The organism is Butyricimonas muris (assembly GCF_046365375.1).
In the GTDB taxonomy this organism is placed as follows: Bacteria; Bacteroidota; Bacteroidia; order Bacteroidales; family Marinifilaceae; genus Butyricimonas; species Butyricimonas muris.
Genome location: NZ_JBKEIT010000002.1, coordinates 235903 through 255330 on the forward strand (window position 1 = coordinate 235903; position 19428 = coordinate 255330).

Sequence of the window (19428 nt, forward strand, 5' to 3'; positions counted from 1 at the left end):
TTTATATTGGGTACGTGAGAATCATTTTTCAATAAAAAATGATTTTCACAAATGTATGCAATAATTTTGGTCATGCAAATTTAAAATTGGTGTTGTTTTGTTTCTCGTCTATTTTTTGATAGTTTTACGTCGGAACAAAATAGATACGGAATGAGTAAGTTTGAAGTTATAGGAGGGAAGCGGTTAAAGGGCGAACTGGTCCCTCAAGGAGCGAAGAATGAAGCGTTGCAGGTGATATGTGCCTGCCTGTTGACGAAAGAAGAAGTGGTGATTAGCAATATACCGGAGATACTGGACGTGATCAAGTTGATCGAGTTGCTGAAAGGTATCGGTGTGCAGGTGGAGCGATTGCAAAAAGGGGAATACTCCTTCAAGGCTTGCAATGTCGATTTGAAGTACTTGGAAACGGAAGATTTCTACCATAAGGCATCCAGTTTGCGCGGTTCCATCATGATTCTCGGGCCTTTGTTGGCGCTCCACGGTTTCGGGTTGGTGCCGAAGCCGGGCGGGGACAAGATTGGGCGTCGTCGTCTGGATACCCATTTTTTGGGCTTCGAGAAGTTGGGGGCTACTTTCGAGTATGACGGGGTGTCCGGGTGTTTTAAGGCGTCGGCACAAAAGCTCAAGGGGGCTTACATGTTGCTGGACGAGGCGTCGGTGACCGGAACCGCGAATATCGTGATGGCGGCAGTCCTCGCCGAAGGGGTTACGACTATATATAATGCGGCTTGTGAACCTTACGTGCAACAACTTTGCAAGATGTTGAATGCCATGGGAGCCCGTATTTCGGGGATTGCTTCCAATCTGTTGACTATCGAGGGTGTCGAGAGTCTTCACGGTTGCCGTCACCGTTGTTTGCCGGATATGATTGAAATCGGTAGTTACATCGGGTTGGCCGCTTTGACGCGTTCGGAGATCACGATCAAGGGATGCGGCATTCCCCAGTTGGGAATTATCCCGAATGCTTTCCGTAAATTGGGTATCCGCATCGAGGAACGGGACGATGATTTATACATCCCCCGTCAAGAGCATTACATGATAGAGGATTTTATCGACGGGTCCATTCTCACGGTTGCCGATGCCCCGTGGCCGGGGTTGACACCCGACTTGTTGAGTGTCTTTTTGGTTGTGGCAACGCAGGCTAGGGGTAGCGTGCTGATTCACCAGAAGATGTTCGAGAGCCGTTTGTTTTTCGTGGATAAGTTAATCGACATGGGAGCAAAGATTATTCTTTGTGACCCGCACCGCGCCACGGTTATCGGTCAGAATCACGAGTCACAACTGCGTCCCACGAAAATGACCTCTCCGGATATCCGTGCCGGAATCGCCTTGTTGATCGCTGCCCTCTCCGCACCGGGAAAGAGCGTGATTGACAATATCGACCAGATCGACAGGGGGTATGAAAATATCGACGAGAAACTGAACGCTATCGGAGCGGAGATCAAGAGGAGTAAATGATTTCGGATTTAACAGAAACAGACAATGAATAATATGCAGGTTGTCACTCAAGACTCTTTGGTACTCTACAAAAGTGAAGATGGCAATATACAGTTGAATGTAAAATTAGAAAAAGATACGGTATGGCTGACACAACCTCAAATGGCTAATTTGTTTGGGGTAGATAGAACGGTAATAGTCAGACATATTCGAAATATTTATAATGCCAAAGAGTTATATGAGGAGGCAACTTGTGCAAAAAATGCACAGGTTCAAGAAGAGGGTGGAAGAATCGTTAGGCGAGTTATACCTTACTATAATTTGGATATGATTATTTCCGTAAGCTATAGGGTAAATTCAAAAAACGCAACTCAATTCAGAATTTGGGCAACCTCTGTACTGAAACAATTTCTTATCAAAGGCTACGCCATCAACGATCAACGCCTGCAACAGCTTGGAGAAGTGATACGCATTGTGAAACGTACCCAAAATGAACTTGATGCCAAACAAGTGCTTGGCGTGATCGAGAACTACAACACGGCCCTTACTTTGCTTGATGATTATGATCACCAGAGTATGAAACGCCCGAAGGGAAATCAGGCAACATATATTCTAAATTATGAAGAATGTCGCTATCTGATAGACCAAATGCGTTTTAGTGCTGATTCCAACTTGTGCGGGCATGAAAAGGACGATTCCTTCAAAGGCAGTATAGGTAATATTTATCAAAGTTTTTTCTTGACAAGAATGGCATTCTCTATAATGAAGATGGCAGCAAGCATATTGCCGATCATACTCTCGTAGCGCTTACCATTATGATTGCCGAATCACGGACGGAGGAGAAGGAAATGATGATAAGTATCATCATGAATTGTATTTAAGATTTTTGTATATTTGATGTAAAATGTAAGAATATGATGTTAAAAAAGATTAGTAGTATATTTATAGGAACTATTCTTTTACTTTCTTGTCATGACGATGACAAGAAAGTAAATATAAAAATTCCGGATTTGGATAAAAAATATATCGAAATGTCCGGATGTTTAGGATTGTATGATGCCGTGACTTTTAATGTTGGTACTTCGGCATACATGGGATTGGGTTGGTATAATGTATTGGGAGATAATCTACATTTTTATAAATATTCTCCTAAATATCGAGAATGGGTGTGGATAGAACAACCCTTTCCGGGGAAGCACCGGACTCATGCCGTTACTTTTGCGATAGGAGGAAAGGCGTATATTGGTTTAGGACGTTCAAAATTGGATCCTCCCACTACATCGTATGAAGCGTATGATGATTTTTTCGTGTACGATACTCTTACGCGAGAATGGGAAGAATTGAAATTTAAGTTTCCGGGTAAACCGCGTTGGGGAGCCGTTGCTTTCGTGCTAGGAGGGAAAGCGTATGTCGGGACAGGAGTGGATGAATCTATACCGACAAATAGTGAATATTTTGCAGATTTCTATGAATTTGACCCTCAAAAGGGGTGGAAACAAATCTCTAATATTTATTACCCTCGTTACGGGGCTATTTCGTTTGTTTCGGGTAATCTGGGGTACGTTTGTTTCGGGAATTTGTATAGTTCTAGCAGCAAGCAGGACGTGCAAGTGTATGATCCGGTTTCCGCTCGGTGGAAAGAGTTACCCGTGCAATACGAGGATGAAGAAACGCGAGAACTTCGTGAAGGAACAAATGTCAAATCTTTTGTTTTGACTAAAGATGGAGAAGAATTTGTTTATGTTTTTGGAGATAGTGGGAGTTGGGGATATGCCCCTCGTGAAAATGTTTGGAAAAGTTTAGGAGATTCCATGGGAGGATACCTCGGATTTGCTGCCGAAAACAAGGGTTTTTTGGTCAGTATCGAGAGGGGAAATTTCAAGGCTTGTGAGTTTACAATCAGAGATGAAAAATGAATTTACTTTGTGTCTTTAATTCCGAATCACCCAATTATTTCGGCTTTTAAAGTATCCGGACTTTCTTGCAGGAGTTCGGATATTTTTTTACGGAGAACGGGATGCATGAAGTCCGGCATGATTTCATTTAACGGGCACAGGACAAAATTGCGTTGTGCCATTCTGGGATGGGGTACTGTCAGACGGGGGGTGTCGATGATCCGTGAGTCACAGAACAGTATGTCGATATCCATGGTACGGGAACAGAATTGTACTCCCGCGCGTACCCTTCCCAGTTTTTGTTCGGTTTGCTGGCATTTGTCGAGAACTTCTTCCGGGGATAATTCCGTGTTGTAGGTCACGATTTGATTGTAAAAGGTATTCTCCGATTCAAATCCCCAAGGGGCGGTTTCGTAGAGGGAAGAACGAGTTTCGATCTTCCCGAGCTCCGACATTTCTTTTACCGCTTCATCAATGAGTGCTTTCCGGTCACCTTGATTTCCCCCGAAAATAAGAGTTACCAGCATGTACTAATTTTAGATTTTAGATTTTAGATTTTAGATTGAGTAACCTCAGTCTGAAATCTAAAATAAATTAGTGTTTCTTGTAATTGAACTTTCTATTTTTCTGTTGCCTGTTATTATTATTGTTGTTGGAAGGTTTTTTATTCGTCTTCTGCAACAAGTCTTTAGAATGAGATAATGTCATTCCTTCCGGCATTTCGATATTACCACCGTACAACGTGTTTATATCACAATAGATTTGTTCGTCTTCCACGGAGTCTTTGTTCCACGTGAGGAACGATTTTTTCATGTGGTTTGCCGTCAGTACGGTAAGAACTCTCTTTATTTCAGGGTCTTCTGTTTCTTTGATTTTCTCGATTAGTTTTTCGGTGAGCAACCCGTAATGTTTATATTTGATACGGTGTTTGCTGTACGGCAGCCTTTCCGGCTTTTCTTCCAGAATGGCTTTATCGGGAAGCGGGTAGGGGGAGTCGATATCCAACGTGAAATTCGACATGATCATCAAGTGATCCCACAGTTTATGCCTGAAATCCGGCACGTCGCGTAAATGCGGGTACAAGTTTCCCATCACGCTGATAATCGTTCTGGCTGCACGGGTGCGTTCGTCTCTATCTTCTATTGTTGCCAGATGGTCAATCATTATTTGAATATTTCTCCCATATTCCGGAAGAATCAGTTTTTTTCTTTGGCTATTATAGTCCATTACAGGATATGTTTTGTATTTAAATTAGTTATTTATGGGGAAACGCCGGAAAAATCATTTCGCTATACCGGAATAAAACTCCCTCGCATGTAATTATAGATATTTAGAATATGCCGCAAATATAATACTTTTTATTTATAAGTCGTTAATTTGTATCCCCTTGCACGTATAGTTTTGCAAACTTTAACAAAAGTACTTTCTGACCGTGCTTGGCAAATAGCACTTTAGCTTTTTTGTTTACCCCCAATCCGTCGAGCGTGATGACCTTTCCCGCCCCGAAATTCGGGTGATAGATAATCATTCCGGGTACTACCGTGTCGCCGCTGATCGCTTGCAATCTGGAGGTGTCCACATCCGGTATTTCCACGTTCGGCTGAGGGGATAAAGTCGGTTTTGCCATCCTCGTCACGCGTCCCGGCACTTGCAATTGCCGGTCTTCCCGCGAGCGGGTGGGGGTGAAAAAACCTTCCAGATACACGGGGTCGATTTCCGCGATAAATCGTGACGGTTGCGGGTACACCACGTTCCCGTTCTTGTAGCGGGTGGTGGCGTATGTCATGACCACTTTTTTCTCCGCGCGGGTCAGTGCCACGTAAAACAGGCGTCTTTCTTCTTCCAGAGCCGCGGGGGTATAAGCGCTTTGTTGAGCGGGGAAGAGGTCTTCTTCCATGCCCACGATAAAGACATTCTCGAATTCCAATCCTTTCGCCGAGTGAATGGTCATCAGCGTCACCTTGTTGTTGTCTTCCGGTTTTTCGCTATCTTGGTCAGTCAACAAGGCAACTCCCTCGAGGAACGACGGGAGTTTATCATCCCGTCCCTCGTTGTAAGCCGTTTCGCTGAAGTCTTTCACCGCGTTTAGCAACTCCTGTATATTTTCCTTTCGGGATACACCTTCCGGGGTATCGTCAGCGGATAGATCGTCGATGATACCGGATGTTTTGGCGATACGGTAAGTCGTGTCGTACGCGTTTTCTTCTTTTGCCAACTCGGTAAAGCCCTCGATCAATTGCCTGAAATGCGTCAGTTTGGCAGCCGTCGCGGCAGAAACCACGCCGGGTACTTTGTTCAAGTTGCAGAGTACCGTCCAGATGCTCGCGTTGTATTTCAGGGCGACTTCCTTGAGTTTGTCCACGGTCGTGTCGCCGATACCTCTTTTGGGATAATTGATGATTCGCTTCAAGGCCTCCTCGTCATTCTGGTTGACGGTCAGACGAAGGTATGCCAACAGGTCTTTGATCTCCTTTCTTTGATAGAAAGAGAGTCCCCCGTATATTTTGTAAGGAATATTTCTTTTGCGCAAGGCCTCTTCCATGATACGGGATTGCGCGTTTGTCCGGTAAAGGATGGCAAAGTCATTAAATTCCGCTTGCTCGTTCTGGGAAATGCGGAATATCTCTTGGGCGACTTGGAAACCTTCTTCTTTGTCCGACATGGCTTTCATTACCCGTATTTTGTCGCCTTCCTCGTTTTCCGAGAAAGTCTTTTTGGGTATCTGCTCCTTGTTCCGGCTGATGATACTGTTCGCCGCGTCCACGATGGTGGTCGTGGAGCGATAGTTCTGTTCCAGTTTGCAGAGCTTGTAGCCGGGGTAGTCGTTTCGGAAATTCAGAATGTTCTCGATACGGGCGCCCCGGAAAGAATAAATACTTTGCGCGTCATCCCCGACCACGCATATATTCTTGTGTTGTTCCGCGAGTTTCTTGATAATAAGGTATTGCGAGTAATTGGTATCCTGATACTCGTCGACCAGAATGTAATCGAATTTCTTCTGGTATTTTTCAAGTATTTCCGGGAAGTCACGGAACAATATATTGGTTTGCAACAACAGATCGTCAAAATCCATGACATCGCTTTGGCGGCATCGTAACTGGTAATACTTGTATATTTCCGTGATCATTGGTTTTTTCGCCGCTTGATCGGCAGCCACGATTTTTGCCGATTGGGCGTACGCCTGCGCTACGACCAGATTGTTTTTAGCCATGGAGATTCGTCCCAGCACGTCGTTCGGTTTATATACCTTATCATCCAGTCTTAAATCTTTAACGATCGATTTGATCAGGTTCTTAGAATCCTGCGAATCGTATATCGTGAAATTGGACGTGTACCCGAGATGTTCGGCTTCCACCCGTAAGATTTTCGAGAAGATGGAGTGAAATGTCCCCATCCACAAGTTGGCGGCATTTCCTTGCCCGACGAGCGTGGCTATACGTTTTTGCATCTCGCGTGCCGCCTTGTTCGTGAAGGTTAGCGCCAAAATACGGTAGGCGGGTACGCCTTTGCTCAGCAAGTTAGCGATGCGATATGTCAATACCCTTGTCTTTCCCGATCCTGCACCGGCAATCACAAGCGTGGGGCCTTCCGTGTTTACAACAGCCTTTCTCTGGTTCTCGTTCAATTCGTTAATAAAGTCCACGATTTTTGAGTTTTCTGGAATCTTGAATTAGTCGTGCAAAAATATAAAATCATTTCCATATCGACTGGTGTATCGCGTGAAAATTTACAATTTGTTCCGAAGGAGCATTTATGCGGGGAATATTTATCTCACTCTCTTTGGCTTGAGTGAGGGAGGCATAACGGTTATGCTAGGGTTAAGCTCCGGTGTCGGGTAAAACTTGTTAAAATTTTGGTCGTGTATTGCTACGGAACGAGGATTTTTCGCCCAAGTTAAAAAAGCGTATTTTTTACTAAAACGTGGGCGAAGAGTGGGCTATAAGTAGGCGAAGAGTGGGCGATCCCGCCCAATAGTCTGCCAATTGTCGCCTTTTAACCGCCTAATGGGGTAGTATATCCCTAATTTGCGGGTAGGAAAAGTTATAGCCAAGTAAGGGAAGATGCCGTTTGTCAGTCGTGTTTTACTCGGGTTTCCTGTATGAAATTGATGCTGTGGCAAGCCACGATGCCTGCGGTTTCCGTGCGCAGGCGACTTTCGCCCAGTGTCAGGGGGATAAAGCCGTTGTTTTTGGCAAGTTCTATTTCCCGGCTGGAAAAGTCGCCCTCGGGACCGATTAGTATGGTGATCGGCTGGTCGGGGAGATAGGCTTCGTCCAGTCGTTTTTTGTTGTCCTCGTCACAGTGGGCGATACATTTTACGCCTTCCCGCCGTGCCTGCACGAAATCGTCGAAGGGTGTCATCGGGTGAAGCTCGGGAAGGTAGGCTTTCAGCGATTGTTTCATGGCGGAAACGATTACTTTTTCCAGTCTGTCCGGTTTGATGATCTTTCGCTCCGAGTGTTCGCAGAGTAGCGGGGTGATCTCGTCGATTCCTATTTCCGTGCATTTCTCGAGGAACCATTCGATGCGCTCGATGTTTTTGGTCGGGGCAATGGCGATATGTACGCGGAACTCCCGTTGCCCGTAATGTTCTATTTTCTCGATGCACCTGACTTCACAGCGCTTGGCATTCGGCTGGATGATCTCGCAGGTGTAGAATCCCCCTTTACCGTCGATTAGCGATACTCGGTCACCCGCTTCGAGGCGAAGTACTTTGATGCAGTGTTTTGATTCTTCTTCCGGTAGCGTGTATTCATTGCCCGTGATGTCCGGCGTGTAAAATAGGTGCATAGTTCTGTGTTTTAATGACGGGGCAAAGGTATAAAAAGGCTTGATAAGACACAATTGCAGTCGATAATAATATTTTTAAGCGTACGTTCTTTTCTTGTTTAGTGTTGTGATTATGCATTGTAATTATTTTACTAATTTGATATATTTATGTTGAGTTATTCATTGAGATTTAATATATTTGCAAATATGATTATTAATCTAAAACAAATTAGTATGAAAAAAATTAAATTGTTAGCGTTTATTGTCGTTTTAAGTTGTGGTGTTTTTTATACCGCACGTGCTATTATTTTCGATGAAGTGCCCGGTACTCCTAGTTTTATATATTGGAACGTGGATGGTCAACACGAGGGGGACCCTTTGATTTTAAAATGGGGAAGTTCGCTAGAAATGTATATTTGTGCGGAAGCTCCATTTGATGTATATCGTCTTGGAATCGAGGCAAGAATCACAATGTTAGGAGCGACGTTTAATATTCCTATGCCGGAAAATGATTATTCGGCTCATATTGTAAATGCGGAATTGCCTTTAAAAATGGGAAGAGATTTGATATGTCGATTTACGTTTTTTATGCCGGATTATACTTTTATAGACGGATTGCCGGGGAGTATGGAGATTTTGTTTTATGATGGCTCAAAAGTAATTGCAGCGGGTAAAACAAAAGTGAAAATAAGTAAATGATATGGATTGAAAAATGATTATACATTAGAATTGTTGGAATATTTGTTTTTACGGTATCTAATGTATAATCACGTTTTGTCAGTGTTATTTCGTGTTTTTATATACCCATTTGATGGCGTCCGCAATGAGAATTTGCTCCTCGTCACCTTCATCGTAAAGAAATATTTTATGCTCTCCGGGTGTGCAATAAAATGAACCTAAAGAGTGCCAGCCTTGATTTTGATTCATATTAATGTACGAGAGTTCTTCCTGCTTGTCATGGAAAAAAATTCCATATTTTTGTATATAGGATTTTAAACGATTATTAGCTGGAATATAGTTTTCCGGTATATAGACCAGAATCTCGAACATTCCTTCCCTGTCGAGATTGGTTTTCCATTCTGCTGCAGATTTGTTGCTGGATTTCACTTTTTTGTACATGTAACTTCGAATCGGGAAACCATAGGCTTCTTGATGGATATATTGTTTCCATGTATCGGGGGAAGTTGTTATCCATTGAGATTTGAAATTCTCGTACTTTTCCCATGTATGGATGTCATTTTTCAGATGAGCTCGTAATTTACCGGAGTATTGTGTCGTTTTGAATCCGGGATCGGTGTTATCCACGATAGTTTCGTCAGGTGTTGTTAGAAAATGTTCTTTAGTAAGATCACGTGTATATTGTGTCGTATCGGATGAGAAGGCATTAGGGGTGCTGTTAATTTGAATCCGGTTCGGGATATTTCCTGAAATGTTCGTGTTTAGACTTATTGCGCGTAAGTTGTCCACCATGAAAGAGAATTCTTTTCCCGTGTTGGCTTTGATTTCAATCGCTTGATATTTAATGAGGTGTGCTCTTTTCTTTTCGTCAAGAGCCTGTCGCAATGCGGTCAATCCACCGGGTGGTAAGGTTTTACTTTCGATATTTATGATGCCGTCTACGTTGCTATTGTTGAAAATGCTGAATTTGACGTTACTCCGGTGGCGTCCGTCTGTTGTTTTGATAATAGTGTAATAGGTGTTTTGAATAAAATAGGTTGGAATTTGATTGCAATTGTACCATATAGGGATAATTTCTTCCCAATCGATGTGGTGTTTTGCTTTGAATTCTTCGTTGAGCAGCTGGAAATTCACTTTTTGAAATTGATACCGGGTGATAAAAGTGTTCAAAAATGATATGAGGCTATCTTGGTGTATGCCTCGTGTGTTGAGAATATCCACCAATTCCCGATTTTTTAATACTAGAATGGCATCAAGAACAGGTGATTCGATGTGCTCGTCTTGCAAAGCTTCTTTCAGACTCTTGCCGGAAAGATATTCTATGGCTTGAAACTCTGTTCTCGGTAATATATGTTTGCGTCCGTCTGTGCTTGTCGCGTTGTTGTCAATTAAAGTGATGTTGACGATGGTATTGATGCAGGGGTATTCGCTTGAATACAGGTATGTCATTTGATTGATAAAAAGCGGGAAAATCAAATGCAGGTTTTTCGAATACTCGAAAGAATCAGGATAAAGTAGCTTTTTTTTTCTTGAATATAGTGCCAGAATATTTTCCCATGAAAACGAGTGTTGAATGTTGTTTTCTTTTAATAGGAAATTTTGAATACTTGAACCTTGTTCGTCGGTTGTTTTTTTGCTTGGAGAAATTGGTGTGCCGAATCCTCGCTCCGGGTAGAATACCAGTTCCGGTTGAACGAATTCACTTCCCCCTTGCGCGTTACGAAAGTAAGAGGTGAAACTGACAGGGGTTTCGGTGAGGATAAATCGTTTGTAGGGATAGTTTTTTCCTGTGGTAACTTCTGCTACATGTTTCACTTGTCGTATTAAGTCCACGAGAGAGAAATCTTTGTGTTTCCCGAAATTTTTGAATAAGTGGGCGTGTTTGTTAAAGATATTAAGTTCGTATGTGATTGAGTCAACTGTGATTCTACGAGTTATGTAATCCCCGATACAGAGTGAAATACCGGTGAGTGGATATTCATTTTTAAAAACGGTGTATTTGCTGTTAAATGATTTTTTCCCTTGTGAGATTGCTTTGTTTTTTCCGGTGGGTGATACTTGTAATGTATAATTCGTGAAATTTTTAGGTGTTTCGTGTGGTGAATGTGGATTTACGGGAGGTTCCGTTGTTGGATACCATGAAACTTCCGGGGTTAGTAAAGTGAAGTTTTTTTCTTGGTACGCGTAATGTTTCCCGTGGCGACTCGCTAAATACATTTTATCACTTGTATTCGTGATTGCTTTGTCCGGGATATCCAAATAGCATAAATTTTCATCGACTCGTCCTTCGTATGATATTTGAAACTCTATTGAATCATTGACAAGGAGCTGGTTTTTAATAATAATGACTTGCTGCTTGCGTTCATAAGGTAGGGGTATTCCGTTAGAAGTCAGCGAAGTGATTTTTAAACCGGGATTAAGATAGAGGATAATTTCATCAAGTATTTTTCCCGATAGGTTTTGTACGAGTAATTCGGAATTTACTGACATTTTTTTATGCGTTTGCTCGTATTTTATGTTTTGCGATAATAATGTTGCTTTGGGGGCGGATGTAAATTTGTTATAGATGTCAGAATAAGTATGACGGAGTGAGAGTGAACATTGGTTTGAAATGAAAAAGGTGATACCGGAGAGAAGTCCGATTGTGATGAGAGTTACTGTGATGTAGAGCCTCTGTTTTTTTGAGGGATGATTGGGAAGCCGGGGAAAGTTAAGCACGGTCAATTGAATTAATCCTAAGCCAAGGAAAAGCCAACAACCGCGTTGGAGAAGATAATTTGTTATATTCGGGTGTCCCGTGATGTCAGAGAATGTATTGGGAAGCGTGATCCCGAACGGGTCAAGAAGGCCGGATTGATAATCTGTAATGTAAAATACGGTGAAAAACACGTATCCCAAAAGAATAATAATACTTAGTATGTGGCTTTTTATCCAAGTAACCATGAAAAACGAGAGTCCCAATATGAATACAATGGTGGGGACAAGTAGCGTGAGCAGATAAAATAAATAATGTAATATATTGAAAGGTGCAGAACTGGTAAATACATGCGTGAACATGGTTAATAACAGAAGTAATGTGGCAACTCCACCAAAGACACAAATAAATGCAAAACAGATTCCCCGTATATATTTCGTGTTACTTATCGGGCGATAGTATATTGTTTCTAATGTGTCGATTTTGCGTTCTTTGTACAAAAAGTATGATCCGAAGACAATTAACGGGAGTGTTAGAAAAATAGAGAAGAGGAAAGTATTCATGTATGGAATAAACGAGGAAAAGTTTAATTCATCCAAGCTGGAAGAATAGAAAATATTACTTTGGTTTCGTATTTGTGCATATATAATGATCCCATACGTGAAAAGAAAATAGATGCTCAAGAACTTGCTTCTTAGCAAGAGTTTTATGTTATAATGAATGACATGTAAATTAAGAATTTTGTTTTTAGACAATTCTTCTGTTTGTTTCTCGGGTGTCATAGATTAATGTATTGTTTGCAAGTTTTGAGCATGTGATGATACAAATATATACAAATGTATTTGTTTTTGTATTATTAATATGTAAAATTGATGTATTGCTCCGGGAATAATGAAATTTAGCGGCTGTTATTCCGTGTAATTAGTATTGTTCCACTTGTTCGCGAGTAAAGAAACTCCAACTATTTTGAATACAATCAAAATAGTTGGAGTCGTGTAAGTTGAATTTATGTATCTGTAATTAATCTTCGTCTTCCTTCTCTTCTTGGTAAGTTTTCAGCAGCTCATCCTGAACTTCTGACGGTACTTTTTCATAGCCGGAGAAGTTCATCGTGAAGGAGGCGCGTCCACCGGTGATGGAACTTAATGCCGTGGAGTAGCGTTGCATTTCTTTTAACGGTACTTTCGCCATTAGTTTCTGGAACCCGGAGTCGGCTTCCATTCCCATGATGATGGCTCTACGGGTTTGGAGGTCGCCCATCACGTCGCCCATGTATTCGTCCGGAACGAGGACTTCCACGTCGTAGATAGGTTCAAGGATTTTCGGACCGGCTTGTTTGAATGCGGCGCTGAAGGCATTGCGTCCGGCAAGTTTGAACGAGATTTCGTTTGAGTCCACGGGGTGCATCTTGCCGTCGTACACGCTGACACGGATGTCGCGGGCGTATGAGCCGGTAAGCGGGCCTTCTTCCATTTTCTCCATGATACCCTTCAAGATTGCCGGCATGAAGCGGGCGTCGATAACACCACCCACGATACAATTGTAGAATACCAGTTTCCCACCCCACGGCAATTCAACGACTTCGGTGTCTTTCACTGAAATTTTGCTGTCAACACCGTTGATTTTGTACATGGTCGGGGCGGGCATGCCCTCGGCATAAGGTTCTATCACGAGATGTACTTCTCCGAATTGTCCGGCACCACCCGATTGTTTCCTGTGGCGGTAGTCGGCGTAAGAGTATTTGGTGATGGTTTCGCGATACGGTATTCTTGGCGGGTAAAATTCGATTTCCAACTTGTCGTTGTGCTCGATGCGCCATTTCATCGTGTTCAGGTGGAATTCTCCCTGACCGGAGATAATCATTTGTTTCAATTCCTTGGAATATTCCACGAGGAACGTGGGGTCTTCCTGATGAATACGTTGCAGTACTTCGGCGAGTTTTTCCTCGTCGCTCGTGTTGGCGGCACGTACGGCTGTTCTGAAACGGGGATTCGGGTATTGGATTTGACCGAATTTGTAATGAACGTCTTTCTCGTTCAGCGTGTCGCCGTTGTTCGTGTTTTTCAGTTTAACGGTGGCGCCGATATCTCCTGCCATCATTTCCGATACTTTCGTGCGGTTTTTCCCGGCTACCGCATATAGCGTGGAGATACGTTCTTTACTGTCGTTGGTGGCGTTATATAGATCGTCACCTTCATGTACCGTGCCGGAAGCCACTTTGAAATAAATCACTTCTCCCAAATGAGGCTCTACCGTGGTGTTGAACATGTATAGGGAGGTCGGGCCTTTTTCGTCGTAAGGAATTTCCTGACCGTCTTCCGTGATGGACGGGGGCATACTGCCGGCACTCGGTGCCACGTTGATAACAAATTCCATGAAACGACGCACGCACATGTCTTTCTCTGCCGACACGCAGAACACGGGGAACATATTCCGCGCGATGAGTCCTTTGCGGATTCCCGCGCGCATCTCGTCTTCTGTTAGCGAGCCTTTCTCGAAGAATAATTCCATGAGTTGCTCGTCGTTCTCGGCGGCAGCCTCGATCAACGCGTTATGCAGTTCGTGTGCTTTCTCTTCTTCTTCTTTGGGGATGGGGAGTACTTCCGGTTTGCCGCCCTCGGGTTTCCACTGGTACATTTCCATCTTTAAAACGTCAATTACCCGGTTGAATCCGAGTCCCGGGTTCACGGGGTATTGTATTTGCACGACTTTTGAACCGAAAGCGGCTTTCGCTTGTTCCATCGTGTGGTCGAAATTTGCTTTCTCGTGATCTACTTGGTTGATAACGAAAATCAACGGTTTGTTGAGTCTTTTCGCGTGACGCGCGATGATTTCGGTTCCTACCTCGACACCTCTAACGGCATTAATGACCATTACTCCGGTATCGACAACGTTCAGCGCAGAGATAACTCCTCCGACAAAATCGTCTGCACCCGGGGTGTCAATAAAATTGAGCTTGTGCTCTTTCCACTCCGTGTATAGTACAGCCGGGAATACTGATGATCCGTATTCCTGTTCTACCGGACGGTAGTCGGATGAAGTGTTTTTTGCACTAATGCTACCTCTGCGCGGGATGACCCCGCCCTCGTACATCATGGATTCCGCTAACGTGGTTTTGCCGGACCCGGCACTACCCACCAGCGCGATGTTTTTAATTTCGTTAGGTTTATAGGTCTTCATTATAATACAGTTTAGTTAATAACGTATATAACTGTTCAAATAATTCGAGGGTTACAAATTAGTGAAGATTTTATTAAAAAGCAATAGTTTATGTCATTCTTGCTAAAAATATTTATCAACGGGGGGAATGGTCTGTTTTTTGTATATATTTGAAATGAATTTTAATTTGATTGATTTATGACAGGAATGAGTTTGATTTGGATAATATTTATTGGATTTGCGATCTTGAGTTGGTTGGTAAGCCACCAGTTACAAGTTCGTTTTAAGAAGTACTCTAAAATACCCACCGCTAACGGGATGACCGGGAAAGACGTGGTGGAGAAAATGTTGAGGGATAATGGTGTACAAGGGGTGAAGATCGGTAGTGTACAGGGGCAACTGACCGACCATTATAATCCGACGAACAAGACGATTAATTTGAGTCAGGAAGTATATTATGGTGCCAATGTGGCAGCCGCGGCTGTGGCAGCACACGAGTGCGGTCATGCTTTGCAACACGCGCAGGCTTACGGTATGTTGAAATTGCGTTCGGCTTTGGTACCGATGGTAAGTTTTGCTTCCCGGTGGGTACAATGGATACTGTTGGCGGGAATCTTGACATTACAGGCATTCCCTCAAGTAATGTTGGCTGGGATTATTCTTTTTGGAGCAATGACTTTATTTAGTTTTATCACGTTACCCGTGGAAATTGATGCTAGTCATCGGGCATTGGCATGGTTGCGGAATTCCGGCATAACGACTTACGAATCGCAAGAAAGTGCTAAGGATGCCTTGAAATGGGCTGCTTACACGTACGTGATTGCCGCGCTTGGTTCTTTAGCTACCTTATTATATTATGTCATGATCTTTATGGGGCGGAGGGATTAATAAGTTTATAAGGTTTATAAAGTTTATAAGGTTCGTAAGGTATAAGGACTTTGAGAACCGAAGGTTCAACTTTATAAACTTTATGAACTTTATAAACTTTACGAACTAAAAAAACGAGAGGTGTTCCCTCTCGTTTTTTTATAAAAAGGCTTCTTTGATTTTTTCGACGTAATCGAGTTTTTCCCACGTGAAAAGTTCGACTTCTACTTCTTTAGTCGGCCAATAGTTCGAGGTGAATACTTTTTTCACGGTTCTGGGAGTTCTTCCCATGTGGCCGTAACTTGCCGTTTCCTGATAGATCGGGTTACGGAGTTTCAAGCGTTGCTCGATGGCTTTCGGGCGAAGGTCGAAAAGTTGTTCGATTTTCCCGGCAATAGCGGAATCGCTCAGGTTTACTTTTGCCGTGCCGTAAGTGTTCACGAATATTCCCACGGGACGGGCGATACCGATGGCGTAGGAGATTTGAATTAATATTTCGTCGGCGATGCCTGCCGCAACCATGTTTTTAGCGATATGACGGGCGGCGTAAGCGGCTGAACGGTCTACTTTGGAAGGGTCTTTGCCGGAGAACGCGCCGCCGCCGTGTGCGCCTTTGCCGCCGTAAGTGTCAACGATAATTTTTCTTCCGGTAAGCCCGGTATCCCCGTGAGGACCGCCGATTACGAATTTGCCCGTGGGGTTGACGTGGAGAATCAGGTTCTCGTCAAACAGGGCTTGCACGCGTTCCGGCAATTGTTGTTTTACCCGCGGAAGCAGAATGTTGATGATGTCCCAACGGATTTGATCCACCATTTGGGAGTCAGCTTCAAGCCGGGCTTCCGGTGATGTTTCTTTGGCACGGACAAATTCATCATGCTGGGTGGAGATCACTATCGTGTGAACACGGGCGGGTTTGTTGTCGTCGCCGTATTCAATGGTTACCTGTGATTTCGAGTCCGGGCGCAGGTAGGTCATTTCTTGTCCTTCCTTGCGGATTCGGGCGAGCTCGAATAACAGCAGGTGTGATAACTCGAGAGCTAGCGGCATGTAGTTATCCGTTTCGCTGCAAGCGTAACCGAACATCATGCCTTGGTCGCCGGCTCCTTGTTCCATCGGGTCTTCGCGTACCACTCCCCGGTTGATGTCGGGAGATTGTTCGTGAATGGCACTGAGGACTCCGCAGCTGTTCCCGTCGAACATGTATTCGCTTTTGGTGTAACCGATGCGGTTGATCACGTCACGGGCGATTTGTTGCACGTCCACGTAAGTTTTCGTTTTGATTTCTCCCGCGATGACGGTTTGTCCCGTGGTTACCAGTGTTTCGCAGGCAACTTTGGCGTCCGCGTCGAACGCGATGATTTTGTCTAGCACGGCATCCGAAATCTGGTCTGCCACTTTGTCCGGATGTCCTTCCGATACGGATTCAGATGTAAATAAGTATCCCATAAATTAATTTTAGATTTAAGGATTTTAGATTTTAGATTGAATCATAAATCGTAAATTAAACTATAGGAAAGTACATGGATGGTTGAATTCAGAATTATTCTGCGTTTTAGCACTTTTTTTCCGTGGTTGCAATCAGCCAAATCTTTCCACTTTTATCGGGTGCAAAGGTAATTATTTTCTCGATGAAATGAAACCATTCATGGAAGAATTGAGTATTTTTACAAAAAATAAGTAGCCATGAAGAACGAACATTCGCACGAGGGACATTCACATGCAGGTCACAATCATTCTCACGGGGATAGTACGAAGAATTTGGGTATCGCTTTTTTCTTGAATTTAGGTTTCGCTGTTATCGAGATTATCGGGGGCGTGTGGACGAATTCGGTAGCGATTATATCGGATGCCGTCCATGATTTCGGGGATGCTTTTTCGATAGGGGTGTCTTTTTTCTTGGAACGATACTCGAAGAAACGGAGAACCCGGACATTTACTTACGGGTACAAGCGGTTTTCAACCTTGGGAGCTTTGATTAATTCTATCGTGTTGCTCGTCGGGTCTGTTTTTGTCTTTATGGAGACGATACCCCGTCTTTTTCATCCTGCCGAGGTGAATTATTCGGGGATGATGTGGTTGGCTATCGCGGGGTTGGCGGTGAACGGTTTTGCGGCGTTGCGTCTGATGAAGGGAAATTCCATCAGCCAGCGTGCCGTGATGCTGCATTTACTGGAAGATGTGCTGGGGTGGTTGGCGGTACTGGTCGGCAGCTTGGTTATCCGTTACACGGGATGGTATTTCATAGACCCGCTTCTGTCCGTGTGTATCGGTATTTTTATCCTGACAAACGTGTGTCGCAACCTGTACGCTATTTTCCGGATTCTTCTGCAAGCGACGCCGGAACATATACCGGAAGATAAGGTGAAGCCTGTTCTGGAGGGGGTGCCGGGGGTGAAGGAAGTGCATGACCTGCACGTGTGGACGTTGGACGGGGAGAAGAATATCGCTTCCGCTCATTTGATTGTCCCGGACGTTGCCTCGCGGGAAGATGTTATCAAGGTAAAGCATGAGGCTGTCGATAAATTGAAAGAGATGGGAATCGACCACTTGACCGTCGAGATAGAGTACGAATCGGAAGGTTGTTACAGTTGCCCTGATGAATAGCATGTTTTGAATAGCGGGTAAAAGTTATGTAGTAAGAAAAATATTTTTCATTTTGAGTGATACTTTCGTAAATATTTTAGAAAGTATTTTATATATTTGTGGTGTGATAATGATGAATTCTTCGGATAGATGAAATTATGAACGACTCGAACACCATAAATAAAGGTTTTTTACCGGGCTTGAAGGAGAAACGGTACTTGCAGAAGAAGGCGATTATCGGCTTCCTTTACAAGATGGGCGAGTTGTCGAAGCCTGAAATCTGTCGGTTGACAAACGTGACTACTCCCACGGTCGGTAAGATGATTGATGAGTTGATGGAGGAAGGTTGGGTTGTTGACCGGGGATGCGGAAATTCTATCGGGGGGAAACGTCCTCATGTTTTTTCATTGAATCCCGATGCTGCCTATATACTGGGCGTGGATATAGGGCGCGAGTATTTGCGAATAGCTATTTTTAACCTGCAAAACGAGCCGATAGAGGGGATTCTGGAATACCCGTCCATATTGGAAGGACAGGATGATGATGTCACGCTGAAATATATCAAGGAGAGAATTGACGAGGTTATCGAGAAATTGGGTGTTGACCGCGCGAAGATCAAAATGTGCGGGGTTGCGCTTCCGGGATTGATAGACCGGGAAGGGAATACCTATACTTATCTGACGTACGAACGTCCCGGTTTGAAGGATATTCTGGAAGAAATGTTGGAGATGCCCGTGTTTATCGATAATGACTCGAACGTGATGGCGATGGCGGAACACACGTTCGGGATAGCGAAAAATATAAACAATGTTCTTTGTATTAGCGTAAACGAGTGTATCGGTTTGGGAATGATTTTGAACTCCAAGTTGTATCGCGGGGGAATCGGGATGGCCGGAGAGTTCGGGCATATCCGTATTTCGGGACTGGATGCGCCTTGCCATTGCGGGAAAATCGGATGCTTGGAAACTGTGTCTTCCGGTCGGGCAATCGAGAAAGTGGCGGGGAGGTCGTTGCAAGCCGTTATAGATGCCGCCGGAAAAGACGATATTTCGGCAATCGAGGTGTTGCATCAGGCGGGCGAGAAGTTGGGCGAAGGGATTGCCGCGATGATACACCTGTTTAACCCGGATATGGTCGTGATCGGGGGAGAAGTCACGGAGGCGGGGGATTTGCTGATCGTTCCGGTGCGACAGGCGGTAAATAAATACGCTTTGGCCCGGATGCGCAATCATTGCGAGCTGGTGATGAGTAACTTGGGAGGCTATTCGGCGATACTGGGAACGTTGATGATTGTGATGGAACATTTGTATGATGATTCGGAGAGTGTTTATTCACTCTATTAAC

The 19428-nt window shown here is 43.9% G+C and carries 14 protein-coding genes and 1 pseudogene; 7 read left to right on the plus strand and 8 right to left on the minus strand.

Features of this window, described 5'->3' with window-relative positions:
* Positions 1-150: 150 nt before the first annotated feature.
* The 3 genes from murA to ACK8P8_RS03980 all read left to right on the plus strand — a co-directional run bounded on the left by murA (position 151) and on the right by ACK8P8_RS03980 (position 3353).
* Entirely contained in the window at positions 151-1458 is a 1308-nt protein-coding gene (murA, locus tag ACK8P8_RS03970) for a UDP-N-acetylglucosamine 1-carboxyvinyltransferase (RefSeq protein WP_369859349.1), read from the plus strand.
* 24 nt (positions 1459-1482) lie between these two features.
* Entirely contained in the window at positions 1483-2241 is a 759-nt protein-coding gene (locus ACK8P8_RS03975) for a virulence RhuM family protein (RefSeq protein WP_369859348.1), read from the plus strand.
* Between the two features lie 110 nt (positions 2242-2351).
* Entirely contained in the window at positions 2352-3353 is a 1002-nt protein-coding gene (locus ACK8P8_RS03980; RefSeq protein ID WP_369859347.1) for a Kelch repeat-containing protein, read from the plus strand.
* Positions 3354-3379: 26 nt separating this feature from the next.
* Here ACK8P8_RS03980 and folK read toward each other — a convergent pair whose 3' ends face one another.
* From folK to ACK8P8_RS04000, 4 genes are all read right to left on the minus strand, one after another.
* The gene (folK, locus tag ACK8P8_RS03985; protein WP_369859346.1) at positions 3380-3859 is read right to left on the minus strand and encodes a 2-amino-4-hydroxy-6-hydroxymethyldihydropteridine diphosphokinase; all 480 of its coding nucleotides are present in this window, start codon (positions 3857-3859) and stop codon (positions 3380-3382) included.
* 67 nt (positions 3860-3926) lie between these two features.
* Positions 3927-4559: a DUF4290 domain-containing protein gene (locus ACK8P8_RS03990; protein WP_099290613.1), complete on the minus strand. Its 633-nt coding sequence runs from the start codon at positions 4557-4559 to the stop codon at positions 3927-3929.
* Positions 4560-4704: 145 nt separating this feature from the next.
* Positions 4705-6975: an ATP-dependent helicase gene (locus tag ACK8P8_RS03995; RefSeq protein WP_369859345.1), complete on the minus strand. Its 2271-nt coding sequence runs from the start codon at positions 6973-6975 to the stop codon at positions 4705-4707.
* Between the two features lie 428 nt (positions 6976-7403).
* Entirely contained in the window at positions 7404-8123 is a 720-nt protein-coding gene (locus tag ACK8P8_RS04000; RefSeq protein ID WP_369859344.1) for a 16S rRNA (uracil(1498)-N(3))-methyltransferase, read from the minus strand.
* 213 nt (positions 8124-8336) lie between these two features.
* On the opposite strand from ACK8P8_RS04000, the gene ACK8P8_RS04005 reads away from it, so the two are divergent.
* Positions 8337-8801 (plus strand): hypothetical protein, encoded by a 465-nt coding sequence (locus ACK8P8_RS04005; RefSeq protein WP_369859343.1) that lies wholly within the window; start codon positions 8337-8339, stop codon positions 8799-8801.
* Between the two features lie 84 nt (positions 8802-8885).
* Here ACK8P8_RS04005 and ACK8P8_RS04010 read toward each other — a convergent pair whose 3' ends face one another.
* The 3 genes and pseudogenes from ACK8P8_RS04010 to fusA2 all read right to left on the minus strand — a co-directional run bounded on the left by ACK8P8_RS04010 (position 8886) and on the right by fusA2 (position 14655).
* Positions 8886-10595: a golvesin C-terminal-like domain-containing protein gene (locus ACK8P8_RS04010; RefSeq protein ID WP_303180451.1), complete on the minus strand. Its 1710-nt coding sequence runs from the start codon at positions 10593-10595 to the stop codon at positions 8886-8888.
* Between the two features lie 1077 nt (positions 10596-11672).
* Positions 11673-12257, minus strand: a pseudogene (locus tag ACK8P8_RS04015) (ABC transporter permease); the annotation flags it as partial.
* A 238-nt stretch (positions 12258-12495) separates the two neighbouring features.
* Positions 12496-14655, minus strand: a complete 2160-nt coding sequence (gene fusA2 / locus ACK8P8_RS04020) for an elongation factor G2 (protein WP_369859342.1) — start codon at positions 14653-14655, stop codon at positions 12496-12498.
* 186 nt (positions 14656-14841) lie between these two features.
* Here fusA2 and ACK8P8_RS04025 point away from each other — a divergent pair, with 186 nt between their 5' ends.
* A complete protein-coding gene (locus ACK8P8_RS04025) occupies positions 14842-15522 on the plus strand; it encodes a zinc metallopeptidase (protein ID WP_099290811.1) in 681 nt (226 codons plus the stop codon).
* 138 nt (positions 15523-15660) lie between these two features.
* Here ACK8P8_RS04025 and metK read toward each other — a convergent pair whose 3' ends face one another.
* Positions 15661-16947 carry a methionine adenosyltransferase gene (gene metK, locus ACK8P8_RS04030; protein ID WP_227216269.1) on the minus strand — a complete coding sequence of 429 codons (1287 nt, stop codon included), beginning with the start codon at positions 16945-16947 and terminating at the stop codon, positions 15661-15663.
* Between the two features lie 237 nt (positions 16948-17184).
* Between metK and ACK8P8_RS04035 the strand changes: the two genes are divergently transcribed.
* Entirely contained in the window at positions 17185-18105 is a 921-nt protein-coding gene (locus ACK8P8_RS04035) for a cation diffusion facilitator family transporter (protein WP_369859341.1), read from the plus strand.
* A 137-nt stretch (positions 18106-18242) separates the two neighbouring features.
* Complete coding sequence (locus ACK8P8_RS04040) at positions 18243-19427, plus strand: ROK family transcriptional regulator (RefSeq protein WP_369859340.1); 1185 nt, start codon at positions 18243-18245, stop codon at positions 19425-19427.
* Position 19428 lies beyond the last annotated feature (1 nt).